At 53.1% G+C, this 24547-nt stretch carries 26 protein-coding genes and 1 riboswitch; of the genes, 8 read left to right on the top strand and 18 right to left on the bottom strand.

All coding sequences use genetic code 11. From position 1 onward, the window contains the following. Positions 1 to 69 precede the first annotated feature (69 nt). Complete coding sequence (gene ade / locus KNP92_RS12725; protein WP_214841084.1) at positions 70 to 1779, bottom strand: adenine deaminase; 1710 nt, start codon at positions 1777 to 1779, stop codon at positions 70 to 72. 120 nt (positions 1780 to 1899) lie between these two features. On the opposite strand from ade, the gene KNP92_RS12720 reads away from it, so the two are divergent. Further along, positions 1900 to 2436, top strand: coding sequence for a gamma carbonic anhydrase family protein (locus KNP92_RS12720; protein WP_214841082.1), 537 nt, complete (start codon positions 1900 to 1902; stop codon positions 2434 to 2436). 133 nt (positions 2437 to 2569) lie between these two features. After that, positions 2570 to 2725: a hypothetical protein gene (locus KNP92_RS12715; protein WP_251136584.1), complete on the top strand. Its 156-nt coding sequence runs from the start codon at positions 2570 to 2572 to the stop codon at positions 2723 to 2725. Between the two features lie 113 nt (positions 2726 to 2838). Here KNP92_RS12715 and KNP92_RS12710 read toward each other — a convergent pair whose 3' ends face one another. After that, a complete protein-coding gene (locus KNP92_RS12710; RefSeq protein ID WP_251136583.1) occupies positions 2839 to 3390 on the bottom strand; it encodes a nitroreductase family protein in 552 nt (183 codons plus the stop codon). 185 nt (positions 3391 to 3575) lie between these two features. Here KNP92_RS12710 and KNP92_RS12705 point away from each other — a divergent pair, with 185 nt between their 5' ends. Beyond that, entirely contained in the window at positions 3576 to 4190 is a 615-nt protein-coding gene (locus KNP92_RS12705; RefSeq protein ID WP_214841073.1) for a hypothetical protein, read from the top strand. A gap of 67 nt (positions 4191 to 4257) precedes the next feature. Here KNP92_RS12705 and lysA read toward each other — a convergent pair whose 3' ends face one another. From lysA to KNP92_RS12655, 10 genes are all read right to left on the bottom strand, one after another. Beyond that, positions 4258 to 5550, bottom strand: coding sequence for a diaminopimelate decarboxylase (gene lysA / locus KNP92_RS12700; protein ID WP_251136582.1), 1293 nt, complete (start codon positions 5548 to 5550; stop codon positions 4258 to 4260). Further along, on the bottom strand, positions 5520 to 6608 hold the full coding sequence (gene alr, locus KNP92_RS12695) for an alanine racemase (protein WP_214841071.1): 1089 nt from the start codon (positions 6606 to 6608) through the stop codon (positions 5520 to 5522). Before alr ends, lysA begins: the two co-directional genes overlap by 31 nt. Positions 6609 to 6620: 12 nt before the next feature. After that, positions 6621 to 7547: a branched-chain amino acid transaminase gene (locus tag KNP92_RS12690; RefSeq protein ID WP_214841069.1), complete on the bottom strand. Its 927-nt coding sequence runs from the start codon at positions 7545 to 7547 to the stop codon at positions 6621 to 6623. 46 nt (positions 7548 to 7593) lie between these two features. Continuing rightward, positions 7594 to 8301: a 2,3,4,5-tetrahydropyridine-2,6-dicarboxylate N-acetyltransferase gene (gene dapD, locus KNP92_RS12685; RefSeq protein WP_214841067.1), complete on the bottom strand. Its 708-nt coding sequence runs from the start codon at positions 8299 to 8301 to the stop codon at positions 7594 to 7596. Beyond that, positions 8279 to 9028: a 4-hydroxy-tetrahydrodipicolinate reductase gene (dapB, locus tag KNP92_RS12680; RefSeq protein ID WP_034809959.1), complete on the bottom strand. Its 750-nt coding sequence runs from the start codon at positions 9026 to 9028 to the stop codon at positions 8279 to 8281. The genes dapD and dapB overlap by 23 nt, the downstream gene beginning before the upstream one ends. Then, positions 9025 to 9906, bottom strand: a complete 882-nt coding sequence (gene dapA, locus KNP92_RS12675; protein WP_034809962.1) for a 4-hydroxy-tetrahydrodipicolinate synthase — start codon at positions 9904 to 9906, stop codon at positions 9025 to 9027. The genes dapB and dapA overlap by 4 nt, the downstream gene beginning before the upstream one ends. Positions 9907 to 9918: 12 nt before the next feature. Beyond that, complete coding sequence (locus KNP92_RS12670) at positions 9919 to 10914, bottom strand: aspartate-semialdehyde dehydrogenase (protein WP_214841065.1); 996 nt, start codon at positions 10912 to 10914, stop codon at positions 9919 to 9921. A gap of 12 nt (positions 10915 to 10926) precedes the next feature. Further along, the gene (locus KNP92_RS12665) at positions 10927 to 12126 is read right to left on the bottom strand and encodes an aspartate kinase (RefSeq protein ID WP_034814424.1); all 1200 of its coding nucleotides are present in this window, start codon (positions 12124 to 12126) and stop codon (positions 10927 to 10929) included. Between the two features lie 114 nt (positions 12127 to 12240). After that, positions 12241 to 12421: riboswitch (Lysine riboswitch) on the bottom strand. A 77-nt stretch (positions 12422 to 12498) separates the two neighbouring features. Beyond that, complete coding sequence (locus tag KNP92_RS12660; RefSeq protein WP_214841058.1) at positions 12499 to 12927, bottom strand: GNAT family N-acetyltransferase; 429 nt, start codon at positions 12925 to 12927, stop codon at positions 12499 to 12501. Further along, positions 12921 to 14081, bottom strand: a complete 1161-nt coding sequence (locus KNP92_RS12655) for an alanine--tRNA ligase-related protein (RefSeq protein WP_214841056.1) — start codon at positions 14079 to 14081, stop codon at positions 12921 to 12923. The genes KNP92_RS12660 and KNP92_RS12655 overlap by 7 nt, the downstream gene beginning before the upstream one ends. Positions 14082 to 14174: 93 nt before the next feature. On the opposite strand from KNP92_RS12655, the gene KNP92_RS12650 reads away from it, so the two are divergent. Continuing rightward, positions 14175 to 14903, top strand: coding sequence for a GntR family transcriptional regulator (locus KNP92_RS12650; protein ID WP_214841054.1), 729 nt, complete (start codon positions 14175 to 14177; stop codon positions 14901 to 14903). 39 nt (positions 14904 to 14942) lie between these two features. Here the strand turns inward: KNP92_RS12650 and KNP92_RS12645 are convergent, their stop codons facing one another. The 4 genes from KNP92_RS12645 to KNP92_RS12630 all read right to left on the bottom strand — a co-directional run bounded on the left by KNP92_RS12645 (position 14943) and on the right by KNP92_RS12630 (position 19603). Beyond that, positions 14943 to 16046 carry an LCP family protein gene (locus KNP92_RS12645; protein WP_214841052.1) on the bottom strand — a complete coding sequence of 368 codons (1104 nt, stop codon included), beginning with the start codon at positions 16044 to 16046 and terminating at the stop codon, positions 14943 to 14945. 143 nt (positions 16047 to 16189) lie between these two features. After that, positions 16190 to 16954 (bottom strand): glucosamine-6-phosphate deaminase, encoded by a 765-nt coding sequence (nagB, locus tag KNP92_RS12640; protein WP_214841050.1) that lies wholly within the window; start codon positions 16952 to 16954, stop codon positions 16190 to 16192. Then, on the bottom strand, positions 16951 to 18099 hold the full coding sequence (nagA, locus tag KNP92_RS12635; RefSeq protein WP_376778132.1) for an N-acetylglucosamine-6-phosphate deacetylase: 1149 nt from the start codon (positions 18097 to 18099) through the stop codon (positions 16951 to 16953). The genes nagB and nagA overlap by 4 nt, the downstream gene beginning before the upstream one ends. Positions 18100 to 18235: 136 nt before the next feature. Further along, positions 18236 to 19603 carry an MATE family efflux transporter gene (locus KNP92_RS12630; protein WP_214841048.1) on the bottom strand — a complete coding sequence of 456 codons (1368 nt, stop codon included), beginning with the start codon at positions 19601 to 19603 and terminating at the stop codon, positions 18236 to 18238. A 38-nt stretch (positions 19604 to 19641) separates the two neighbouring features. On the opposite strand from KNP92_RS12630, the gene KNP92_RS12625 reads away from it, so the two are divergent. After that, entirely contained in the window at positions 19642 to 20415 is a 774-nt protein-coding gene (locus KNP92_RS12625; RefSeq protein WP_214841045.1) for a CHAD domain-containing protein, read from the top strand. Here the strand turns inward: KNP92_RS12625 and glsA are convergent. Together glsA and KNP92_RS12615 are read right to left on the bottom strand one after the other, a co-directional pair. After that, a complete protein-coding gene (gene glsA, locus KNP92_RS12620) occupies positions 20412 to 21356 on the bottom strand; it encodes a glutaminase A (protein ID WP_376778130.1) in 945 nt (314 codons plus the stop codon). The two genes, KNP92_RS12625 and glsA, sit on opposite strands and share 4 nt — an antisense overlap. Positions 21357 to 21412: 56 nt before the next feature. Continuing rightward, a complete protein-coding gene (locus KNP92_RS12615; RefSeq protein WP_211779961.1) occupies positions 21413 to 21577 on the bottom strand; it encodes a hypothetical protein in 165 nt (54 codons plus the stop codon). Between the two features lie 112 nt (positions 21578 to 21689). Between KNP92_RS12615 and hemG the strand changes: the two genes are divergently transcribed. From hemG to KNP92_RS12600, 3 genes are all read left to right on the top strand, one after another. Then, positions 21690 to 23054, top strand: a complete 1365-nt coding sequence (hemG, locus tag KNP92_RS12610; protein WP_214841034.1) for a protoporphyrinogen oxidase — start codon at positions 21690 to 21692, stop codon at positions 23052 to 23054. After that, positions 23051 to 24118, top strand: coding sequence for a TIGR04053 family radical SAM/SPASM domain-containing protein (locus KNP92_RS12605; RefSeq protein WP_214841025.1), 1068 nt, complete (start codon positions 23051 to 23053; stop codon positions 24116 to 24118). Before hemG ends, KNP92_RS12605 begins: the two co-directional genes overlap by 4 nt. 87 nt (positions 24119 to 24205) lie before the next feature. After that, positions 24206 to 24523, top strand: a complete 318-nt coding sequence (locus KNP92_RS12600) for a hypothetical protein (protein ID WP_214841023.1) — start codon at positions 24206 to 24208, stop codon at positions 24521 to 24523. Positions 24524 to 24547: the final 24 nt, after the last annotated feature.

Genomic DNA, 24547 nt, shown 5'->3' with positions numbered 1-24547 from the left:
ATACCAACTTACCGGAGACCGTTCAATCTTTCCGAGCCGTTCTTAACAAAAATCATACGTTAGACCGACTCATGACTCGATAAATGAGAACGTCGTCACATCGAATAGTCCCATGTCCGTCAATTTCAAGTCTGGAATGACCGGCAGGGCAAGGAACGACATCGTCAAATACGGATTGAAATGACGATGCGCTCCGACGACGTCGAGCGCGTCGTTCAATCGTTCGAGCACATCTGCCACTTCCTGATAAGGACGCTTCGTCATGAGTCCACCAATCTCAAGCGGTAAGACCGCAAGTACTTCGCCATCGGACACCGCGACGACGCCACCGCCGACCTTCTCGAGCGTCTCGGCTGCGAGTAACATATCGTCTGGACTGACGCCGGCAATCACAAGGTTATGACTATCATGAGCCACCGTCGCTGCGAGTGCGCCTCGTTTCAAACCAAAACCCGTGACTGGTGCGAGCGCCATATGACCTATCCCGTGGTGACGCTCGATCACCGCGAGCGTGGCAATATCTTGGTCAAGGTCCGCCCCTGATTCGTCCGGCTTAAAGACGAGCCGCTCTCGTTTCGTCAATAGACTGTTCGGCAACACTTGAATGACATCGACCGCCTCCTCTTTCACGGGTAAACGGAAAGAATCAGGACTTAATTCAGGGAGTTTGAGTTCCCCTTTCATCGGCTTCGGCACCTCGATGCCGTCCACTTCAAACGTCGCTTTCCCTTCTCGCGCGACGACTTCCCCATTCACATAGACAGATTCGATTTTTACCGATTCGACGTCTGACAAGATGACAAAGTTCGCTTTCTTCCCTGGCGCGATGGCCCCGATGTCATTCAACCCGTATGCTTCGGCCGCATGAAGACTCGCCACGGCGTATGCCGTCTCCGGTTTGACGCCTTGCTTGATCGCCATCCGAATGTTGTAATCGATTCCGCCCTCGGCGACGAGGTCGTCCAAATGCTTGTCGTCGGTACAGAACAGGAAACGATGGGCGTTACTTTCCGTGATGGCTCGGCTTACCTTCTCTACGTTCCGTGCGACCGATCCTTCGCGGATTTGCACGTAAAATCCACGTCGTACCCGTTCGAGCGCTTCTTCTTCCGTCGTACATTCATGGTCTGTCATAATCCCGGCCGTCCGGTAGACGTTCAGTTGATCAGGACCGAGACCGGATGCGTGCCCGTCGACGACTTTTCCGGCCGCCTCTGTCTGCGCGATTTTTTGAAGCATATCCGCACTCGCAGCCTCGACCGATGGGTAATCCATCACTTCTCCGAGTCCGTGTACGCCCGGGTCCCCTAAAAATGGGGCCAAGTCTTCCGCGTATAGTTTGGCACCCGCATGTTCGAACGGTGTCGCCGGCACACAGCTCGGAAGCATCATCCGAACGTCGAGCGGGAGCCCTTTCGCGTCAGCCAACATATATTCGATCCCGAGCGCTCCATTGACGTTCGCAATCTCGTGTGGATCCGCGATGACCGTCGCCACACCGAGCGGGAGTACTGCTTTCGCAAACTCATGCGGCGGCACCATTGACGATTCGATATGAACGTGTGAATCGATAAATGTCGGCGCAAGTGTCCATGCCGGATCATGGTATTCCGTCTCTCCTTCATAGCCGTCCCCGATGGCCACGATGTATCCCGCATCAATCGCCACGTCTGTGCGAATCGTCTCGCGACTATACACGTCGATGACCGCTACATCTTTAAAGACGACCGCTGCTTTCTTTTTCTTTGCGGCGATGTCAATCAAATGTTGTTTTTCCATCTATGTGTCTCCTTTTTTCAACGTATTTTATCTATCTTAACAAGAAAAATCTTTTCGGTGCAATTTCTTTTTCCAGTTGTGCGACAATAAGAACATATCTGTTTGAAAGGGGTTACACATATGCAATATAAATTAGGTGAATTATTTCCAAATGTCGACAAGACAGTCTTCATCGCTCCAGGCGCTCACGTGATCGGCGATGTGACGATTGGCGCACATTCCGGAGTCTGGTTCAACACGGTCATCCGCGGAGACGAAGGTCCGATTCGGATTGGTTCGTACGTGAACATTCAAGATGGATCGATGGTTCACCAATACGAAGGCTCGCCGACAATCATTCACGATCGGGTCTCGATTGGACATATGGCGATGATTCACGGGTGTGAGATTGAAGAGGGTTGCTTAATCGGGATGCACGCGACCGTTCTCGATGGGGCAAAGGTCGGAAAAGGATCATTTGTTGCTGCCGGCGCGCTCGTCACGCCGAACATGCAAATTCCAGAAGGCGTCATGGTCATGGGTGTGCCTGCAAAAGTCGTCCGACCGCTGAACGATGAAGATCGCTTCATCATGGAGCGGACTGTCAAGAAGTACGCCAAACGGGCAGAACAGTACTTGACGACGTGCGAACCAATCGAACGTAAAGAAAGTTTGTGAAAGCGTTTACAAGATTCATAAATTGTTAACGATTCTCCTGAATTTTCTTCATGATTCCTTTGTATACTGAGGATGTAGTCAAGCCGACGTGTCGAAAGGAGCCAATTGTATGCATCTCAACCACGCTCAACTCATGTTAGACTTGTACGCCTCGTCCATTAACCCAAGCTATTGCCTTCATGTCGAAGATTCACTCAATGATACGTTACAAGGCACACATCGAGAGGTTTGGGAACGGATCCAATCGGATAATAGTATAGAGGAAGAAATCAAAACCGGGGGAACGTGATTATAATGATTCCATCAAACGTCATTCAAGACTGGCTCGCAAATAAATTGAAGAAATGAATCGCATAAATCAAAAGCTCGAGCGTAGACACTGGTCTTCGCTCGAGCTTTTCTTTATTCAAAAATCGTGAGACAGCTGTCAACCGACTGGCGTCGTTTTTTCGGTGGCACGTCCTCGAATCGCCCGAGTTGGAGGAGTCCGACGAATGTCTCTCCTTCTGCCCCAATCATTTCTTGTAACCGCGTGTCTTCGAAGATGCCACCCGTCCGCCAGACGAGTCCGATGTCTCGCTCGCTACAGAGCAGGTGGAAATTCTGAATGAACGTCGCCGTCGCGAGCAACGCGTCCTTCTTGTCCTTCTCTGTCTCAAACGCTTTTGTCGTCACGTACACGCAGGCAGCCGCATTACGGATCCGTCCGGCAACCTTTTCTCGTTTCGACTCCGGTCCGTCCTGAAACGCCGGCTCGAGCGCGGACAGCAATACGTCTTTCCCTTCCCCGTTGAACAAATAGACGTTCCACGGCTCAACTTTATTATGAAACGGCGCTTGATGGGCCGAGGTGAATAGTTCATACAACTCGGCCGTATCGAGTTCACCTTCCGTGAACATGCGAATCGTACGCCGCGATTCAATCAACTGTTGTCCTGCTGTCTTTTCCATCATGTCAATCCCCCCTCTACTATCTGTTTCATCATAATTGAAAATCGTTCTCACGTGTAGCGATTTGACTGAGTTCGAATGAAACCCGATGCCTACTTATTAAGTATATAGTAGTAAATCGCGTTTCCGTTCTATTGGTTAAAGCACCTGTCATGTTCGAAGTGGAAACAGATAAGGGGAGGATCATCATGCCGTTACGATTTCACTCATTTCTACTTTGTACGCTCGTACTCGTCGTCTTCACAGCTGCGTGTCGACCTGAGGCATCTCAACCTGAAACGATTGAAATGAAAAGTGAAGAAGAACAGCGCCAAATCGTAGACGACTTCACGTTCGACGATTATAAGAACCTGTTTGATGACGTAATCCATGAAGCGAATCAGTTCGACGTCGAGGACCCGTTACGGAAGTGGGTCATTCGAACGTTGGCAGAAGAGCAACTGTACTATGAAACCGACTTAACAGACGCACAAGTCATCGCACTTTCGACTGAAGCGATGGAACAAGACGTATTATGGAAGACGGTCGCAAGAGAAACGTACAACATTCACGTCACCGACGACGAGATTGATCGTTTCATTGAACAAGGACCGGACCAAAGTGATTTGCCGATTCATCTCGCCTACGCGAGCGCTCTCGGTTTATCCCTTCAAGAGTTGAATCATCAGTTTGACAGAGACCTTTATGAAAAGAACACGATTTGGTTACGTCTAATCCCGGTGTTAGAAAAGAAATACGAGACGACGGACAACAACAAACTTGTGGAACGATATGAAGCGGAAGTGAACGCACAACTCGATTAATCAGGCAGATCGTCGTGGATACGAAAAGGGATTCAGTCAGATGACTGAATCCCTTTTGTGCCTAAGATTAAGATGATTGTCCAACGACTTCACACACGACCAAATCTTCGAGCGTCTGTCTGCGGACGACGAGACAATGTGCCCCATCTTTCACGAACACGACGGCCGGACGAAGCATCTGGTTATAGTTGCTTGCCATCGAGAAGTTATAGGCGCCCGTTGCTTTAACGAGGAGCAAATCCCCTGCCTCGACCGGTGGGATGAGCGATTTGTTCGAGATGATATCCCCCGACTCGCAACATGCCCCGACGATTTTCGCTTCGAGCGTCTTTTCCTCATCCATCCGTGTCGCCGCAATGACGTCATATTCGGCGTCATAGAGAGCGGGACGGATGTTATCCGTCATCCCGCCATCGACCGACACATACGTACGGACACCGCTGACTTCTTTCACCGTGCCGACCTCATAAAGCGTCGCACCGGCGTTCGCGACGAGCCAACGTCCCGGCTCAATCCCGATTTTCGGAAGCGGCAACCCGAAACGGTTCACTTCCGCGATGAGCGTATCCATCACTTGCGTCATCGTGTCGGCAAAGTCGAGCGGGTCGTCCGACTCGAGATAGGCGACACCAAAGCCACCCCCGATATTCAACACGTCGGCCGTGAAGCCCGTCTGTTGACGAATCGTCTCAATGAAGTTGACCATCGTCTTGACCGTGTTGATGAACAGCGTCGGCTCTTGAATCTGTGACCCGACATGACAATGAATCCCTTGTAAGCGAAGGCGGTCCGCTTGAAGTGTCGCTTGGACTGCTTCCAAGTACGTGTCGTCATGTGTCGGGAAGCCAAACTTCGTATCGACCCCACCCGTCTGAATCGCCTCATGGGCGCCTCCAACGACTTGGGGGACAATACGGAGCAAGACGTCGACGTCAACGCCATGCTGTGCGGCGAGGCCCGAGAGCAACCCGATCTCACGCATGTTGTCGATCGTGAAATGGGTGATGCCATGCTCAAGCGCGAACGTAATATCATGCACTGTCTTATTCGACCCGTGGACGTGAATCCGGTCGGCTGGGACGCCAGCATGAAGGGCGACGTACATTTCGCCGCGCGAGACGACGTCGATGCTCAAACCTGCGGCCATCACTTTCTCGTACACGGCTGCAATCGACATCGCTTTTGACGCATAAAGCGCATACGTGTTCGGATACTTATCTAGAAAAGCGCTTCGGACGAGGCCGAGGCGGCTCTCGAGTTCCGGTTCGCTCATGATATAGAGCGGTGTCCCATATGTCGCTTGAAGTTCACGAACGGACACGCCCTCGATCATGCAAACTGATTGGTTGGTGGTGTACATACATTTCCTCCTTCGTAGCGATGCGGGACACGCCATGAGCGTGCGCATAATTGTTCTGAGTTATTCGCATAACCCGTCCGCGTGATGTCATCGATTTTCGTCGTGTTCCCGTACAATTCGACACGGTCCCCGATTTGAACCGATGCATCAACGCGCAGAAAGCTGTGACTCATAAAGATGTTGCTGACGAACGGAAACGCCTTCTCCTGAATATGGACCGGTAAATGGCGCCGGGCCCGCATGAGCCCGTCCCCATAGCCGATTGGGAGCACGGCGATACGCTCTCTCGATTCAGCCGTGTAACCCGTCCCATATCCGACGTGCGCCCCCGCTTCAATGTCATGGATTGCGATGACTTCCGTTTCCCAACGAAAGGCCGGAATGAGCCAGTCGACCGGTTCGACGGAAGAGTAACCGTATAAAAAGATGCCGACGCGGACGTGTGTACAGTGACCGAGGCGTGGGTCTGCTTGAAGCGTGGCCGCGCTATTGGCCGCATGCACCACTTCGAACGTCTGCCGTTCCATCAGCCGCGTCGACCAGTCGGCGAACCGCTCCACGTGGACGCTATGCTCCATCTCCGCGTTGTCCGCATCAGCGAGCGGGAAGTGTGTGCATAATCCGACGAGGTTGAGCCCTTCGTCTTGGCAAAACGCAAGAATGGCGAGCGCTTCGTCATACGTCTTCGCACCGAAGCGATTCATGCCGACATCTAGTTTCAAGTGAAGCCGGACGCCGTCCAATTGATCGCGTTGCGCGACGAGCCAGTCGTAGGATCCGATGGCGACGTCGAACTGTTGCTCGTGAACAGCTGTCCATTCATATACAGGATTCATGACGAGCACACGGGCATCCGGTGCACTGGACCGGACTTCCGTCGCCTCGTCGAGAGTCGTCACCATGAAGTGACGTACCCCTTCTTCATACAGCGTGGTCACAACTGGCTCCATCCCTAAATTATAGGCGTTGTTTTTCACGACGGCGAACACCGGTCGGCCGAGCGCCTCAATCCGACGTTTGTTTTCGCGAATCGCATTCAAGTCAATTGTGACTCCCATACAAAAACTCCTTTACTCTTTTACTGCTGTTTTGACGAACGTGATCCAGTCACGACGATGCTCGATTTTACCTGTCACCGCTTCACGATAACGTGCGAGCATGTCGGTTGCGACGGTCTGGACGCCGCCTCCGATTGAAATGTTGTCGATTTCGATGACGCTCGTCACTTCAGCCGCTGTTCCTGTTAAGAAAATCTCATCTGCGACATAGAGCTCGTCACGCCCGATATGACGTTCGATGACTTCAAATCCTTCTTCACGGGCAAGGTCGATCACCGTTTGACGCGTGATGCCGTCGAGCACCGAACAATCGAGTGATGGTGTGAAAATCTTTTTCCCTTTGACGAGGAAGATGTTGGCGACGCTCGCCTCGCTGACGTTACCGTTCATATCGAGGGCGATTGCTTCATCGTACCCGTCTCGTACCGCTTCCCCTTTAAGAAGTTGCGAGTTCATATAGTTTGCAGCCGCTTTTGCCTGCATCGGCATCATCGTCGAAGACACGCGACGATATGAAGCGACTTTCGCCCGGATGCCAACCGTCTTGCTGAAATACTCGCCGAGCGGCCAGCATGAGATGGCGACATGTACTTTCGTTTCCTGTGTCGGCATGAGTGCCTGCCAAGGTGTGCCGAGGAAAACGAATGGACGAATGTAACAAGCTTCGAATCCATTGCGCTCAATCAATTCGATTGTCGCTTGCTCGAGCTCATCGACCGTGTAAGGCAAGTCGACATGATAGTACGCACATGAACGCACGAGTCGCTCTAAATGTTCGCGGAGTCGGAAGATGGCCGGGCCTTCCTCTGTGTGATAGGCCCGAATCCCTTCAAAAAAGCCGCTGCCGTAATGAATCGCGTGCGTCATGATGCTCGTGTTCGCATCCGTCGGCTCAATCCAAGCTCCGTCTTTCCACATCCATTGTCCATACTGTTCCATCGTTCAACTCTCCCATTCATTTTTGATATTTTCTGTCTATTATACGTTACAGGGAGCGTAAGTCATCAACAAGTTGTGTTTTTTCTGCGGTTTTTTCATCTTTTTGCTTAATAACGCGGGCAGGTGTTCCAGCGACGACCACACCAGGCGGCACGTCTTGCGTGACGACACTACCGGCTGCGACGACCGCGTTCTCTCCGACTCGGACACCTTCCAAGATGACCGCGTTCGCACCAATCATGACGCCGTCTTCGATGATGACCGGATCTTTTGAAGGTGGCTCAAGGACACCTGCGACAACTGCGCCGGCTCCAAGGTGGACGTTTTTCCCGAGTGTGCCGCGGGCGCCGATGACCGCGTTCATGTCGACCATCGAACCGTCTCCGATGACCGCTCCGATATTGACGACCGCACCCATCATCACGACGGCATTGTTCCCGATTTGAACGTGATCGCGGATGAATGAGCCTGGCTCGATGCGCGCATTGAGTTGAGTTGTGTCAAGCATTGGAACGGCACTATTGCGGCGATCAAACTCGAGGTGGGAATCCGTGATGACCGACGCGTTCGTTTCAAGGAACGCAGCCGCACGTTCTGCTGTCGTCAAGAACAGCTTCGACTCATCTGATCCGAACGCTTTCGCGTCCTCGATTGTGAGACCGGCCAATTGGCCGTTGACGTATAATTTGACTGGCGTTTCTTTCTTGGCATCTTTAATGTATTGCGCGATTTCATAAGCGTTTGTGAGTAACATGAGTAGCCTCCTCGTATAGGTTCGTTAAATTGTAAAGTCCGGCCGGGCGGTCGAGAATCGTCGCCGCCGCAGCGAGTGCCCCGTTCGCGAAGACGCGTTTCGACAGGGCCGTGTGTTTCAATTCGAGCATTTCATCGTCCCCGGCAAAGAGGACGGTGTGTTCACCGAAAATCGTACCGCCACGCACCGAGTGCATGCCGAGTTCGTTCGCTTCCCGCGCTTCGCGGCGTGGCGTCCGGTCATATACCGGTGTGACGTCACGTTTCGCTTCGATGGCACGGGCGAGCAACTCCGCCGTCCCGCTTGGTGCGTCGACTTTCTTCCGGTGGTGCGCCTCAATCACTTCGATGTCATAACCGAGCGTGAGCGGGACGAGCTGGTCTAATAACTGTTTTAACAGCGCGATTCCATAAGACGTGTTATACGACTGGAAGATTGGAATCTCGCGTGACGCTTCCTCGATTTTCGCGAGCTCGGCTTCCGAGAAGCCGGTCGTCGCGATAACGAGCGGGACTTTATTCGCTTTTCCGTAAGCGAGCACGTCATCTAACAGCGCCGGGTTCGAGAAGTCGATGACGACATCGATGTCCGCCTCGACGTCTCGGAGTGACGTCGGATGTTCACCACCCGCCGGTGAGACGATGGCGGCGACGTTCAAGTTTTGTGTATGGGCGACTTCTTCGACAATCTGTCCCATTGCCCCGTATCCATGAATGAGTAAGTTCACTGTCTCACCTCGTTGAACTGCTCCATTGCCGATAACAACCGTGCCTCGGCCGTCGCGCTCATCGGGACGAGCGGGAGACGTGGTTCACCGAAGCCGAAGCCGCGCGCATTGAGTGCGGCTTTGACCGGAATCGGGTTCACTTCCGCGAACAGTTCATCGATGACTGGAAGCAAACGAATTTGCCACTTGCGTGCCGTTTCCAAGTCTCCGGCAAGGAGCGCCTCGGCGAGTGCGACGGTCGCACCTGGATAGACGTTTGAGAGGACCGAGACGACGCCTTGTGCGCCCCATGCCATGTACGGCAAGATTTGATCGTCATTGCCGCAATAGACCGGGAAGCCTTCCGGTAAGTGGGCCATCATTTGGGCCATGACCGAGATATCCCCGCTCGCTTCTTTGAGCGCAGCGATGCGCGGATGGTCAGCGAGTTCCCCGACCGTCGCCGGTTCGAGGGCGACACCGGTGCGTGACGGCACGTTGTAAAGCATGAGCGGAATCGGTGACGCATCCGCAATCGCTGTGAAGTGCGCGATGAGTCCGGCTTGCGTCGACTTGTTGTAGTACGGTGTGACGACCATCGCCATCTCAGCGCCGAGTTCAGCGGCACGCTTCGTCTTTTCGATGCTGAGCGCCGTGTTGTTCGACCCGGTGCCGGCGATGATGACGGCACGTCCTTGTGCGACGGCGATCGCTTTCGTAAGGAGCGTCTCGAACTCTGCGTCCGTGATCGTCATTCCTTCACCTGTCGTGCCTCCGATGACAAGCCCGCTCACCCCTTCTTGGATTTGTTCTTCAATCAACGCTTCCCATGCGGGAAGGTTTAGCGACCCGTCTTGTTGAAACGGTGTGGCGAGTGCAGTTGCGACTCCTGTGAACATATGATCTCCTCCTTATTTTGTGGCGGTCTGGCCAATCATGCATTGGGCGATTTGTACAGCGTTCGCCGCGGCACCTTTTCGAACGTTATCGGCGACGCACCAGAGATGGAACGTGTTCGGTTGCGACTCGTCGACGCGGACGCGTCCGACGTAGACATCGTCCGTCCCGTTCGCATCGAGCGGTGTCGGATAGACAAGCTCACTCGGGTTGTCCATAAGGACGATGCCCGGTGCGTCACTGAGCACCGCTTTCACTTCAGCGAGCGTCGCCGCACGGTCGAGCGTCACCGTGATCGAGACGGCGTGGCTATTACGGACCGGGACACGGACACACGTAGCCGTGACACCGAGGTTCGGTGCGTTCAAGATTTTGCGCGTCTCGTCAATCATCTTCTGTTCTTCTTTCGTATAACCGTTGTCTAAAAAGACGTCGATATGCGGCAACACGTTATCGTAAATCGGATACGGGTAGTTTTGTGGTTCTTCCCCGCGGCTTCCGCGCTCTAAATCTTCAATCCCTTTTTGGCCCGACCCTGAGACCGCTTGATACGATGTATAGGCGACGCGCGTCAAGCCGTATACTTCAGCGAGCGGGGCAAGCGCGACGACCGATTGAATCGTCGAACAGTTCGGGTTGGCGATGAGCGTTTTCTCCGGGCTCAGCTCGACACGGTTCACTTCCGGGACGATAAGCGGAATGTCCGCCTGCATCCGGAACGCGCTCGAGTTGTCGATGACGATGACCCCTTGTTTGCTCAAGCGAGGCGCATACTGTTCACTCAAGCTCCCACCGGCCGAGAAGAGCGCGATGTCGATCGGGTCCGCGTAAATCGCGTCCGAGAGTTCTCGGATGACGACGTCCTGGCCGTTCACGGTCACTGTTTTCCCGGCCGAGCGGGCCGACGCGTAAAGCAACAGTTCGTTAATCGGGAATTCATATTCTGTCAATACGTCAATCATCTTTTGGCCGACGGCACCGGTCGCACCGACGACGGCTACGTTATACATGTCGCGTCCTCCTTATAATTTGAAGCGTGTCGCGATGGCGGCGACGGCTGCTTCAACGTCTTGTTCGTTAATCGTGTATGAGATGCTGATCTCAGAAGTCGTGACTTGATAGAACGGGATGCCGCTCTCACGGAACGTCGCGAACAACTCGGACGCGACACCTGTTGCGTCGCGCATCCCGATGCCGACGACCGAGATTTTCGCATGCTCGGTATGGCGGTCAATCTTGATTTGCGGGAACGATTCCGTCAACTCGGCGAGCGCCTCTTCGAGGAACGCCTCTTCATCGAGTGGACATGTGAACGAGAGGAAAACTTCCCCGTCGAACGCTGTCTGACTGATCATATCGATATTGACATGGCGCTGTGACAATTTTTCGAAAATATCGGCAACTCCTGCCACCGAATGCGGGATATGTTTAATTGAGACGCTGAGTACGTTTTTCACGACACTCACGCTCGTCACCGCTTTTTGTTCCATTGCTTGGGTCATATCCATAATCCACGTTCCTCCTTCGCTCGCAAGCGTCTTTCCTACAAAAATGTTTACATCGTATTTTTTCGCAAGCTCGACGCTGCGCATTTCCATTACTTTCGAGCCGAGCGCACTCATCTCCATCATCTCGTCGTAAGAGACGGTGTCCAACCGGCGCGCTTCTTTATGGATGCGCGGGTCGGCCGTATAGACGCCGGCAACGTCTGTATAAATCTCACAGCGTTTGCTAAGGACGGCCGCTAAAGCGACGGCCGTCGTGTCCGAGCCGCCACGGCCAAGCGTCGTGACGTCACCGAACTCGTTGACGCCTTGGAAACCGGCGACGATGACGACGTCGTACGTCCGTAGTTTCTCTTCGAGCACTTCTTTACGGATTGCCTTAATCTTACTTTTCGTATGGATGCCCATCGTGTCGATGCCGGCCTGTTGTCCCGTCAGCGAGATGGCGGCGACGCCGCGTGAGTTCAAGGCGATGCTCAGCAGGCTGATCGTCTGTTCTTCTCCGACGGCGAGCAAGCGATCGAGTTCTCGAATCGTCGGCCGTTCCGTAATCTGTTTTGCGAGTGACAAGAGTGAATCCGTCGTTTTGCCCATCGCGGATACGACGACGACGAGCTTCTCACCGGCCTCAGCTCGGGTTTGCAAGTATTCAGAAATTGCCTGAATCTGTTCGATTGTGGCAACGGAGCTGCCTCCAAATTTTAATACGGTTGTCATCAAGTTCCCCACTTTCATGATGTCCACCAACAGAAAAAGCGGCAGACCGGTAGGAAGCACTCTCCCTACGGCCTGCCGCTTGTACGCGCAGTTGAAAAACGATTAAAGAATCGTTCCGTAGATAGCGCTCCATGGCATTTCATCCATGGCAGTGTAGGCGTTGTTCACGACTACCCCAGCCTTCGTTCGTACGCATGCGAACGTCGACTTCGGCGAATTTCCCCTTTCGGCCCGATCCGGAATGCGTCCGTCTCGATCAAGCTTACTCATGTCATTCGCAACCTCTATCTGTCAGTTGTTAGTTTTAGTTATAACAAAACGAATCCGGCTTGCCAACCTTTTTTTAGAAAAAAGGAAAATTTCTAAAAAGCATTACCACGTCTTTTTCATCATCCGGTGCGGGATATTGGCGTCTAAAAATTCATCGCCATACGCCTCATACCCGAGCCGTTCGTAGAACGGGAGCGCCGTCAGTTGAGCGCCGAGCTTTAACGTATGCATGCCTTGGCTTTTCGCGACGCGCTCAATCTCAAACATCACTTCTTGAGCATAGCCGTTCCCGCGCGCCGCCTTCAATGTCGCGACCCGTTCGACTTTGCCAATCCCCGCTTCGACCGGTCGCAGCCGGGCCGTCGTCACAGGCTCCGCATCAACGGTTCCGACGACGTGAACACAGACCGGGTCGAGGGCATCATATTCGAGTTCAGGATCGATGCCTTGTTCCCCGATGAAGACGACTTCTCGGACGTGTCGCGCTTGTTCGATCAATGAATCGGTTTGACCGTGCTTGATGATCAACATGAGACGACCCCTTCCTGCAAGCGTTTGACGACTTCGGCTGTCGCCTTTTCTAAATCGAGCACCGACTCGAATCGCGCCTGCGCTTGTTTATGGCTACCGCCCCCCCGACCGATTCCGAGGTCGTCGAGCGTCCGTTTCAAAAACGTCCCGATAGCGATGTCCTGCGTCCCGTCGTGCATGAGAATCAATTTCTGGGCCGTATGGTTGGCCCCGACGGCAATTCGTCCGGTCGCTGCGATACGCTCGATAATCATCGTCGTGAGCGTTTCGCCTTCGGTCTTCCCGATATGTGTGATTACATAGTTGTCTTCTTGTAAGAAGGCAGCTACTTTTGCCTTGGCGACCCGGGCCTCAAGCGCCTTCACTTCTTTCTCACGTTCGATTCGGGCGTTCCGCTCTTCAAGGACACGAGTGGCGACCGTCTCGTTCGTCGTCGATAACGTCTGGTGAATCGTGCGGAGCGCCGCTCGAGCCGACTGGGATTCCCGAATCGCCCGTTCACCCGCGACATAGGTCAGACGAACGTTCCCTCGCACTTTTTTCAAAGACGTCACGTGGACGAAGCCGAGTTGTCCCGTCGAGACGACGTGTGTTCCGCCACATGCGTTATAGTCGAGTCCTTCAATTTCCACAATCCGAATCACCCCAGTCCGGTCCGTCGGTTTTCGCAACTTCGCCTGATCGACTTCCCTTTCATCAAGCTGACGGACGTGGATCGGACGGTTTTCGTAAATGACCGTCGCCACGTCTTGCTCGAGTTTCTCGATTTGTACCCAATCGAACGCATCGGTCCCGATCTCGATCGAGGCGTCGTCTTGGCCGATTCCGAAACTGAGCGTCTCGATGCCGTATCGGTCTTCAAGAATCGCAGTCAATACGTGTTGCGCGGTATGTTGAACGGAATGGTCGCGCCGTGTCGCTTCGTCGACATGTGCAGTCACTGTTGTACCGACTTCAAGCGGACGCTCAAGCAAGTGCCAGACGACGTCGTCGACTTGTTGAACATCTCGTACGGTCTCGTCCGCGATCGTCCCGGTGTCAGCCAGTTGTCCGCCGCCTTCCGCATAAAAGTGCGTCTCTTCAAGCGCGATCCAATGGCCACGCTTATCTTCTTTATGTGCTGTTACGGTCGTTTGTCCTTGCCATCCGGTCATAACTGGAACCTCTTTTCTCTATAATGTGTTCAGACAACTAGTTTGATTTAGTCTATAATAAGGCATAATCCTTATGAGTCAGGAGCGATTGAGATGTTACAGATCGATAAAAAATCCCCGCTTCCTATTTATTATCAAATCGAATCTTATTTAAAGCAACAAATAGATGAGGGATTTCTTCAACCGGGTGATCTCATCCCTTCCGAACGCGAATTTTCCGAGACGTACGATGTCAGTCGGATGACCGTCCGCCAAGCTATTAAAAACTTGGTCAACGATGGCTATCTTCATCGTCAAAAAGGGCGCGGTACGTTCGTCGCGACGAATAAAATTTCGATGGCGCTCTCCGGCTTGACGAGTTTCACGGAAGAAATCAAACATCGTGGTATGCGGCCATACACACGCCTGCTGTCGTTCCAAACGATTCCGGCTCCGTATAAAGTATCACGTCGCTTGAGCGTCGCACTCGACACACCGGTGTACGAGATGAAACGACTTCGTCTAGCTGACGAGCAAGTGCTCGCCCTTGAGACGGCCTATATCCCGGTCACTTTACTACCTGAATTGACGCAAGAGGATGCTATCGGCTCCATCTACGAGTACGCAGAGCAAGCAGGGCTCCATTTGAAAAATGCGACACAAACGCTTGAAGCCCGGAGCGCCGGCGAGGAGGAAGCTGAACTCCTAACGATTGAGCCCGGGGCACCGGTGCTCTTGATTGATCAACGGACGTACCTCGACAACGGGGACATGTTCGAATACAGCCGCTCGTTGTTCCGTGGCGACGCCTACTCGTTCACGGTCGCGATGGAACGGCTATAATAAAAACGATTTGCCGAAGTGGCAAATCGTTTTTATTATTTATTGTGCTTCATACGTGATTCCGGACGGGTCGTACATATAGGATTCGAGCTCTGACTCCGTCATCGCTTGCACTTCGTTTCCGGCATCCGCTTGTTGGACACGGTAACGCACCTCATCGAGCAACGGCTCGTTCAAGAAGTAGTAGAAGTGCCCATCACTGGCACGGGCACCTTCACCCGTCAACTGGTATTGCACCGTGTTGTTGAGCGCCCCGACATCTTCAATCAATCGCATATAGTCGTTCGGTCCGAGCGTCGTCTGCATATTGTCGCCGACGGCCTTTAACACTTTATCGTAGTTGTTGAGAAGCGACGTCCCGAGCGATTGTTCGAGCACGGCGTTGATGACTTCCATCTGACGCTGACCGCGACCGATATCACCACGTGGGTCATCATAGCGGTTTCGAACGTAAGCGAGCGCTTCTTCACCCGTCAACTGTTGAAGACCGGCCTCGACTTCGACGGCCTCACGAGACGCGTCAAAACTATTTTGTTTCGACGAGAATGGGACGTCGATCTCGACACCGCCGACAGCATCGATAAAGTCGACGAATCCTTGGAAGTTGAGCGAGACGACGTGGTCAATCTCAATCCCGACGAGGTCTTCGACCGTCTTCGTCGCCATCCGCATGCCGTTGTTCGGACTCGACTCATCCATCGAACCGAAGTAATAAGCGTGCGTGATTTTATCTTGGTCAAGGCCTGTCTTCCCATAAGGAATATTATAGCCGGTATAGTCGATGTTAACGTACGAGTCACGCGGAATGCTAAGCATCGTCGTTTGTTTTTCTTTCTTGTTCAAGATGACAACAATCATGACATCTGAACGTCCGTATTCGCCACGTGCTTTCTTTTGAGGCGACAAATCCGTCCCGAGCACGAGGAAGCTTTCTGTATCTTCCTTATCAAACCGGGTCGGTTCTACCATCGGGTCGTCATCTAGTGTCACTTGTGTGCCCGACAACATGTTGTGTGCTTTATAAAAGGCAGTCCCATACATGCTCGAGCCGGCAATGACCACGATGAGGACGACAGCGCTGAACAGTTTATAAAACGCAGACGGTCCTTTACGACGTCTACGAGCCTGGGTTCTAGAATTCATCTTATTCTCCTTCACGGTCGAATGATACGAGCTTCACTTATTATAGAGGAAACTATTCTGTTTGTCGAAAACGTTTTGATGACAAATTCATTTCCATACAATTTCCCACAAACAAAAACCTGCAGACGTCAGTCTGCAGGTGATCAAGCGCGAATCGAAAAGAACCGAGCCGCGGCCTCATTGCCTCGTGCTTGAAGCGCCTCTGCGCATTGTGATGCCGCTTCCTTGTCGAGGACGACCGTTACACTTGGATGGGCCTGTAAGATGGTCGCTGGCCAATCGATGGTCGGGACGCTTTCAATCATGTGATGGACCGCTTCCGCTTTCCGTGTCCCGGTCGCGACGAGCACGATTTCACGCGCGTTCATAATCGTGTCGAGTCCCATCGTGATCGCCTGGGTCGGCACATCGTCAATCGAGTCGAAGAAACGCCGATTCGCCTCGCGTGTCGATTCCGTCAATTCCGTCACGTGCGTCTTCGCATCGAGCGCCGTCCCCGGTTCGTTGAATGCGATATGTCCATTCTCTCCGATGCCGAGCAATTGCAGGTCGACGCCAATCGAACGGATGAGCGCCTCATAGCGTGCCGTCTCCTGTTCTGGGTCCGCGGCATCTCCGCGCGGCACGTGACTTTCTTTGAACGGCACGTCATTGAACAGTTTTTCTTCCATGAAGTGATGGTAGCTTTGGGGATGGTTCGGGGCAAGCCCGATGTATTCATCTAAATTGACACTCGTCACGTGACGACAGTCCAATTGATCCTGCTTAAACATTTTATACATGCCGACTGGCGTGCTCCCGGTCGCGAGTCCGAGAACGAACTCACGTTTTCCGGTCAAACGTTCTTTAATGAGCGTATAAGCAATCTGTTCGGCCTCTTGTGGTGTATTGGCGACTAATATATTCATGCGTGTTCCTCCTTTTGAAAGACGACTTCCCCGCGGTGAATCGTTTGTCTGACAGACAACGATTCATCCCAGATGACGAAATCGGCGTCAAACCCTTTCGCGATGTTCCCTTTCTCCGCCAGCCCGAATTCACGTGCTTGGTTTTGCGCCGTCATCTTCACGGCTTCTTGAGTCGTACAGCCGGTGAACGCAAGGATGTTACGGAACGCCGCGTCCATCGTCAACACGCTTCCCGCCAAGTTCCCTGCTTCTAACCGCGCCGCCCCCGCCGCGACGATGACCGGCTGGCCGCCAAGCTCGTACCGTCCGTCCGGTAACCCTTTAGCCCGCATCGCATCAGTGATGACGACGAGCCCGTCTGCCCCTTTCATTCGATAGGCGAAATCGACCATCTCTGGACGGCTGTGAATCCCGTCTGGAATAATCTCTGCCATCACGTCACGTTCGAGCAGGCAATATCCGACCGTGCCCGGTTCCCGGTGATGCACACCGCGCATCTGGTTGTACAGGTGTGTCCCGTGTTTGACGCCTGCCTCTTTATTTTCAGCGTATGTCGCGTTCGTATGACCGGTCGACCCGATGGCCCCTGTCTCCCGCATCGCTTCCTCAAGCGTCCGTGCACCCGGTCGTTCCGGTGCGTACGTCACGAGCCGGATGTGTCCTCCGGCCGCCTGTTGCCACGATCGGAACTGTTCTCCGTCCGGGTCGATAATGTATTCGGCCGGCTGAGCCCCCGCGTTCTCGACATTCACGAACGGACCTTCTAGATGGATACCGATAAGCGATGTATCATTCGTCTCGATGACACGGCGTGCCGCCTCAAGTGCGCGTGAGATGCTTGACGGCGATTGCGTGATCGTCGTCGCAAAAAACGAGGTCACACCTTCCGAATACATTGATTTCGCCAATTGGCGTAGCGTCATCTCGTCTGCGTCCATCGTGTCCACGTCATATCCGCCATGGATATGGACATCAATCATTCCCGGTGTGACGAGTGCCCCATTCAAGTCATGCACTTCTTCGTCTTGAGCCACATAGTCCGCCATTGCCCCCACTGCTTCAATCTTTGTCCCGTTGACTCGAATATAGCCTCGTTCGAACGTCTCGTCGCCCGAGACGATATGCGCATTGATCATCTCCATCATCGATCTCCACCTTTCTACCACTGTTCTTCCCCATTATCATAACAAATAACTAGTATAGTTGTATATACCAATTTATAAGAAGTGTGTCTCGTTTCACGAAAGAAGACCCAGTCCGTTGACTGGGCCCCACATTCGATTATGATTTTATTTCAACCGGTTCCGGTTTATAACGCCGGACGATATACACGAGACGAACAAATAAGAGTACGGCCCCAGCGGCTAGACCAGCAATCAACCCGATCCAGTATCCGTCCGGACCGACACCGAACGGTTCAGCGAGCGTGTAACCAAGAGGTAACCCGATCACCCAGTACGCAATGAGCGACAAGATGAGCGTCACGTTGACGTCTTTAAACCCTCGCAAAATTCCTTGAATCGGAGCGGCGACCGCGTCCGACAATTGGAAGAATACCGCAAAAATCATGAAGTGCGCGGCAAGTTCGACGACCGCCGCATCATTCGTATAAATCGCCGCGACGCGTTCGTTTTGCCAAAACAAAAACGCCCCTGAAAAGATGGATACGGCCAGACAGAGCGAGAGGCCAATTTTCGCGTAGCGAACGGCGTCCTTTAAACGACGTGCCCCGAGTTCATACCCGACGACAATCGTGAGCGCGCTTGATGCCGAGAGCGGCAACATGTAGACGAACGACGCGAAGTTGATCGCCGCTTGGTGCGCGGCGACGATATTGTCACCGTACGAACTCAAGAGAAGCGTCACCGCCGCGAAGATGCTCACTTCTGCGAAAATCGCAAGTCCGATCGGTGTCCCGAGTTGTAACAACTCTTTTTGACGCGGCCACAGCAGACGCTCGAACGAGCGCAAGAAACGATATTCGAGGAACGGCTTCCCGTTTCGAACGAAGGCGAACGCCATGAAAAAGAGAAGCCAATACGTGATTGCCGAAGCAATCCCGGCCCCGATCCCTCCGTAAGCCGGCACACCAAATTTTCCAAAAATGAAGATGTAGTTTAAACCGACGTTAATGGGTAACCCTAATAGTATAAGGAGCATCGAGACGCGCGTTTTGCCGAGTGAGTCCATTAGCGTGCGTAACACGTTGAACAAAAACATCGGCAATACCCCGAAACCTAGGGCGAACAAGTAGCCTTTGGCGATGCGTTTTCCTTCTTCACTCAGTCCCATCCCGTCGACCGCGGTCGGTACGAGAATCGCTCCGAGGATGAGTGTCGCGATGCTCAAGCCGACTGCTAAATAGACACCTTGGAACAACGTCCGTTGAATCTGTTGGATATTTCTCGCCCCGAGCGCTTGCGCCACAATCGGTGCGACGGCGAGTAAAATCCCGCTCAGTCCTGTATAGACCGGCATCCACAAACTTGAACCGACACCGACACCGGCCAAGTCGACTGCTCCGGCGCGACCGGACATGACCGTGTCAAAGAAGCTGATTAAGTAAAAGGACACTTGCGTCACCAAAATCGGATAGAAGATGGTGAAGAACAATTTCATTTTTTCTTGAAGCGTATGTGTTTGATACATGGACAACCCTCATCTCATTTCAGAAAGGAAACAGTAGAATGAATCAACGGAATGCAGAAAAACTAAAATATGAGTTGCTCGAGACGTGGAATACGTTTAATCATTACATGACCGAAGCGCTCACGTTTCAAAATAACGAAGATGTCCATCAGGCACGCGTGCACCTCCGGAAGCTATTGACCTTCATGCAACTATACGAGACGAAACCGTCCACGTATCGGCAGCTGAAACAGCTCATGGAGGCACTTGGGGCCGTTCGTGACGGCGACGTGCTCATCGAGGCGTTCGAGGCCGACACGGCGCTCGACCGCGCATTTCTTGAAGAGATGGAGCGACAACGGGCAATCAATCGCACCGTTCTCGCGACTCGGGTCAGTGAAAAAATGACCCCATCGCTTGACCAACAAGTGCGCCGCTTCCTTGGCGGGCAATTGTTTCGTGCGTTCAAAAAACAAGATACGGCCGCCTTACTCGAAAAAGCGAAAAGCGAACGAAAGCAGCGAATCGAGACTCACGAAGAAGCGTCACAGATGACCGACCGGCTCGAGACGCTCCATAAAGTCCGGCTCGCCGTCAAACGCGAGCGCTATTTACATGACTATTTGTTGAACTATGAGGCGACGGCCTCTAAAGACCAAATCCACAAATTGAAGAAGCTCCAGACCGAGCTCGGTCATGTGAACGATCAACACCAGTTGTTGTTACGGTGGACTGATTTCACACCGCCTCCCGAGCTCCGCGATGCGTATGACGAACGCATTCAATCGCTTGAGGACGAACTCAACGCGGCGGTCAAGGACACCGACCTTTAACGAGACGTGTACCGCTCGACGAGAAGTTCAAGTAGCTTCATACCGGCGATTGAGTTGCCTTTCGAGTCGAGCGCGGGGCCGAAGATGCCGAATCCGACATCGCTCAACCCGAGCTCATGCTTGCCGGTCGCGAGAATCGCGCCAGAGACGCCACTTTTCCCAGGCAGCCCGACACGAACGGCGAACTCGCCCGACGCATCGTACATGCCGCACGTCGTCATGATCGCTTTGACGATACGGACGACGCGACGTGGAATCAGTTCTTCGCCTGTCACCGGGTCTTCCCCATTTCCGGACAGGATGCGACCGATCCGCGCCAAGTCAAAACAATCGATTTCGATGGCACACTGTTTCGTATACACATCGATAATCTCATCGACGTCACCCTCGACAATGCCGTGATGACGCATGAAATAGAGCAAGGCCCGGTTCAAGTCGGTCGTCTCGTATTCCGAGCGGGCGACTTTTTCGTTGTAGCGCACCTCTTCGACCGGAACGTCCAATAACGTCGCCAAAAATTGGCGGAACTGATAAATCTTCAATTCGGCTGTATCGCCTAAAATCATGCTCGTGACAGCGAGCGCACCGGCATTGATCATCGGGTTGAGCGGTTTCGATGGCACCGTCTCTTCAAGCTTTGCGATCGAGTTGAACGCGTCCCCGGTCGGTTCCATTCCGACTTTTGAGAACACATAATCTTCCCCGAACTCCATCAACACATAGCAAAGCGTGAGCGCCTTCGAGACACTTTGAATCGTGAACTTATGATGGACGTCACCCGCATGGATGTAAGAACCGTCAGGCAGACATATTGCCACGCCGAGTAAGTCGTCTTTCACATGAGCCAGCTCGGGAATATAATCCGCCACTTTCCCTTGAGCCGTGTACGGACGACACTCGTCGACCAAATGCGCCAACTGCTGTTCTAATACGTTCATCATCATCACCTCATATCCGATAGTTTACAACCGAGACATCTTACCACATCTTCTCGCGGTTATCCATCCGGCGGCCCGTCATCTTGATACCATTTGTCATCGGCCCATAGAATTGGCGGACTCTCTTCATCCCCGTCGAGCTTGTCACCGTGCCGATTCATCACGAGGATGAACGTGATGACGCCTACGATGACGATTGACGCCATCAGCCAAAATGAGAGCATGGCAGTTCCTCCTTTTCAATCGTGACAGTTTTGTCTAACAACGGTGTGATACTTATCCTATGTCTCGGTGACAATTCTCGGTACCGTTAAAGATGAGACTATACGGAAATGGGTGAACGAATTGAAACACATCGCAATCATTGGCGGCGGTATTACCGGGCTTGCTGCCGCCTATTATGCTAAACAGCAAGGCGCTCGCGTCACACTGTATGAAGCGAACGATCGACTTGGAGGGAAAATCAAAACGATTTATCGGGACGGATTTGTGCTTGAATGCGGGCCGGACGGGTATATGGCCCGAAAACCGACATTGACCGACTTGATCACCGAGCTCGGCTTAGAGGAGCAACTCGTTCGTTCGAAGACCGGGACGTCTTACATCTACGTCCGACAAAAACTACGTCAAATGCCGGACGGTTCCGTCATGGGAATCCCGACAAAATTTTGGCCGATGGTCAAGACCGATTTATTCACATGGCGTGGCAAGTTTCGAGCCGGATTTGACCTCGTGCTCCCGCGCGTCTATCACGGGACCGACATTTCGCTCGACACGTTCTTCCGGACTCGGCTCGGTTCTGAAGTGGTCGAGTCGATGATCGAGCCGCTTTTGTCAGGTATTTATAACGGGACGCTTCAGGATATGAGCATCGAGTCTACTTTTCCTCAGTTTATCACGATTGAACAGAAAAAACGCAGCTTGATCCTCGGCATGAAAGCATTGACGCCGCCCGTTCAAGCCGGTGCCAAACCGCGTGAGGCAGGGAAGTTTTTATCGCTCCAGAACGGGCTCGGTACGTTAATTGAAGCGCTCCGTCCCGCAATTGATCATCTCTATTTAAATATACGCGTCGCCGCGATTCGCCCGCATGAAGTCGTGCGATCGGACGGGACGGTCGAGACGTTTGACGGCATCATTCTCGCGACATCTCCCGAAGCACTCGGACCGGTGCTCGGATTAACGGAAGCAGAACAGTTATCTGCCCTGAAACGGACGTCTTCTTTGACCGTACTCGCTGCTTTCAAGGAGACCGATGTCGCCGCGCTCGACGGAACCGGCTACGTCATCGCGAAAGGCGAAGGCAATGCGCTGACCGCGTGCAGTTGGATGCATAAGAAATGGCCACATATGGCACCGAAAAACAAAGCGTTGGTACGCGTTTATATCGGTACCGATCATGTGCCTAGCCTGTTGCATGAAGCCGACGAGAGAATTGCGGCGTTCGCCTTAAACGAACTACGGAAGATCCAACCGGTCGGAAAACCCCTCTTCACGAAAGTGGAACGGCATCTCAATACGATGCCCCAGTATGAGGTCGGTCATCAAGCGTACGTTCGTGCGTTCAATCGTGTCATCGCCGAACTTGACGGGGTCGAGGCGTGCGGCGCAATCCTTGACGGAGTCGGATTACCGGACTGTGTCGATTCTGCCAAACGGGCCGTCGAACGTCTGAATCAAATGAATGAGGTGCTCGCATGAGAGGAATCGATTATAACGTCAACCCCTTTATCGTCATTTGGGAAGTGACGCGCGCCTGCGCGTTGTCATGCCTTCATTGCCGGGCCGAAGCCCAATATCATCGGTATCCCGATGAACTCGATACCGATCAGGCGAAAGCACTCATCCGTGACATTCACGCCATGGGCAACCCGATTCTTGTTTTTACCGGTGGCGACCCGCTCATGCGTGACGATTTATTCGAATTGACCCGTTATGCGGTGTCGCTTGGCATGCGCGTTTCGATGACACCGTCGGCTACCCCGCGAGTGACCCATGATGCGGTCAAACGGGCGAAAGCGGCTGGGCTATCTCGTTGGGCGTTCTCCCTTGATGGGTCAGACGCCAAATCGCACGATTACTTCCGGGGCACTCGCGGCAGTTTCGAGCGGACGCTTCGCGGCATTTCGTACTTCCATCAGGAAGGCATGTCGTTCCAAATCAATACGACCGTCACCGAATATAACGTGGACCAACTCCCCGCGATCGCCAAACTCGTCGAAGAGCTTGGCGTCTCTGTCTGGACCCTCTTCTTTCTCGTCCCGACCGGACGGGGCTCGCTCTTACAACCGATCACACCAGAGCAACATGAACAGGTTCTTCGTTGGGCGTTCGCTCTCCAAGCCGAAGTCCCATTCATCATCTCAACGACCGAGGCCCAATTTTATCGTCGCATCGCCCGTCAGGAGAACGCGCGACGGAAACAACTCGGGCTCCCGCCGATTGGTCATCCGCACGACGATTTGGCGAAAGCGCCTCGCGGGACGAACGACGGGAACGGGTTTGTCTTCATCTCGCATACCGGTGAGGTCCAACCGTCTGGATTTCTCCCGATCACTTGCGGCAACGTCAAGCAATCCTCACTCGCTGATCTTTATCGGCATCATCCGGTGTTCACCTCACTTCGAGACCCCGATACGCATGGCGGCAAGTGCGGGTATTGTGAATACCGTTACGTCTGCGGCGGTTCGCGGGCCCGTGCGTTCGCGGTGACGGGAGACTATAAAGCCGAAGAACCGTATTGCGTCTATCAACCCTCTACGTAAAAGAATCATTTTACATTTTTTTGTTTTATCGTATGATAACTGTAAATATATTGAATTTGCATTTATCTCGATAAAGGTGGAGATCACATGTTCGTGTATATCCCGATTGACGGCTTGTTTTATATCGGCCTCGCACTCATCGCCTTGATCAGTTATCCACTCGGCCATTTAATCATGCGATTCGGAAAAACGGCGAACGGCGGATTTTACTCGCTCGTCGCGGTCAGTCTCGGTATGTTCTTTTGGCTTGTGATTTGGTTTGACGAAGCCGCTCGCCAGCGTGATATGGGAACGATTCCCGTCGTCTTCAATTTTGCGTTCGCCGTCCTATTGTACGCCTCGTTTCTCGCACTCAGCTATTTCGTCCTACGTACCGTCCATCGACGCATCCACGTAAATCGCTAACCAAAAGGAGCGCCGGCATCTGCT

Source organism: Exiguobacterium sp. s122 (assembly GCF_018618475.1).
Classification (GTDB): domain Bacteria; phylum Bacillota; class Bacilli; order Exiguobacteriales; family Exiguobacteriaceae; genus Exiguobacterium; species Exiguobacterium himgiriensis.
This window is presented reverse-complemented; position numbering and strand designations above follow the sequence as displayed.

Coding starts and splice junctions, on each gene's coding strand:
- ade (WP_214841084.1), bottom strand. CDS start 1,779: ATGGAAAAACAACATTTGATTGACATCGCCGCAAAGAAAAAGAAAGCA.
- KNP92_RS12720 (WP_214841082.1), top strand. CDS start 1,900: ATGCAATATAAATTAGGTGAATTATTTCCAAATGTCGACAAGACAGTC.
- KNP92_RS12715 (WP_251136584.1), top strand. CDS start 2,570: ATGTTAGACTTGTACGCCTCGTCCATTAACCCAAGCTATTGCCTTCAT.
- KNP92_RS12710 (WP_251136583.1), bottom strand. CDS start 3,390: ATGATGGAAAAGACAGCAGGACAACAGTTGATTGAATCGCGGCGTACG.
- KNP92_RS12705 (WP_214841073.1), top strand. CDS start 3,576: ATGCCGTTACGATTTCACTCATTTCTACTTTGTACGCTCGTACTCGTC.
- lysA (WP_251136582.1), bottom strand. CDS start 5,550: ATGTACACCACCAACCAATCAGTTTGCATGATCGAGGGCGTGTCCGTT.
- alr (WP_214841071.1), bottom strand. CDS start 6,608: ATGGGAGTCACAATTGACTTGAATGCGATTCGCGAAAACAAACGTCGG.
- KNP92_RS12690 (WP_214841069.1), bottom strand. CDS start 7,547: ATGGAACAGTATGGACAATGGATGTGGAAAGACGGAGCTTGGATTGAG.
- dapD (WP_214841067.1), bottom strand. CDS start 8,301: ATGTTACTCACAAACGCTTATGAAATCGCGCAATACATTAAAGATGCC.
- dapA (WP_034809962.1), bottom strand. CDS start 9,906: ATGTTCACAGGAGTCGCAACTGCACTCGCCACACCGTTTCAACAAGAC.
- KNP92_RS12670 (WP_214841065.1), bottom strand. CDS start 10,914: ATGTATAACGTAGCCGTCGTCGGTGCGACCGGTGCCGTCGGCCAAAAG.
- KNP92_RS12665 (WP_034814424.1), bottom strand. CDS start 12,126: ATGACAACCGTATTAAAATTTGGAGGCAGCTCCGTTGCCACAATCGAA.
- KNP92_RS12660 (WP_214841058.1), bottom strand. CDS start 12,927: ATGTTGATCATCAAGCACGGTCAAACCGATTCATTGATCGAACAAGCG.
- KNP92_RS12655 (WP_214841056.1), bottom strand. CDS start 14,081: ATGACCGGATGGCAAGGACAAACGACCGTAACAGCACATAAAGAAGAT.
- KNP92_RS12650 (WP_214841054.1), top strand. CDS start 14,175: ATGTTACAGATCGATAAAAAATCCCCGCTTCCTATTTATTATCAAATC.
- KNP92_RS12645 (WP_214841052.1), bottom strand. CDS start 16,046: ATGAATTCTAGAACCCAGGCTCGTAGACGTCGTAAAGGACCGTCTGCG.
- nagB (WP_214841050.1), bottom strand. CDS start 16,954: ATGAATATATTAGTCGCCAATACACCACAAGAGGCCGAACAGATTGCT.
- nagA (WP_376778132.1), bottom strand. CDS start 18,099: ATGATGGAGATGATCAATGCGCATATCGTCTCGGGCGACGAGACGTTC.
- KNP92_RS12630 (WP_214841048.1), bottom strand. CDS start 19,603: ATGTATCAAACACATACGCTTCAAGAAAAAATGAAATTGTTCTTCACC.
- KNP92_RS12625 (WP_214841045.1), top strand. CDS start 19,642: ATGAATCAACGGAATGCAGAAAAACTAAAATATGAGTTGCTCGAGACG.
- glsA (WP_376778130.1), bottom strand. CDS start 21,356: ATGATGAACGTATTAGAACAGCAGTTGGCGCATTTGGTCGACGAGTGT.
- KNP92_RS12615 (WP_211779961.1), bottom strand. CDS start 21,577: ATGCTCTCATTTTGGCTGATGGCGTCAATCGTCATCGTAGGCGTCATC.
- KNP92_RS12605 (WP_214841025.1), top strand. CDS start 23,051: ATGAGAGGAATCGATTATAACGTCAACCCCTTTATCGTCATTTGGGAA.
- KNP92_RS12600 (WP_214841023.1), top strand. CDS start 24,206: ATGTTCGTGTATATCCCGATTGACGGCTTGTTTTATATCGGCCTCGCA.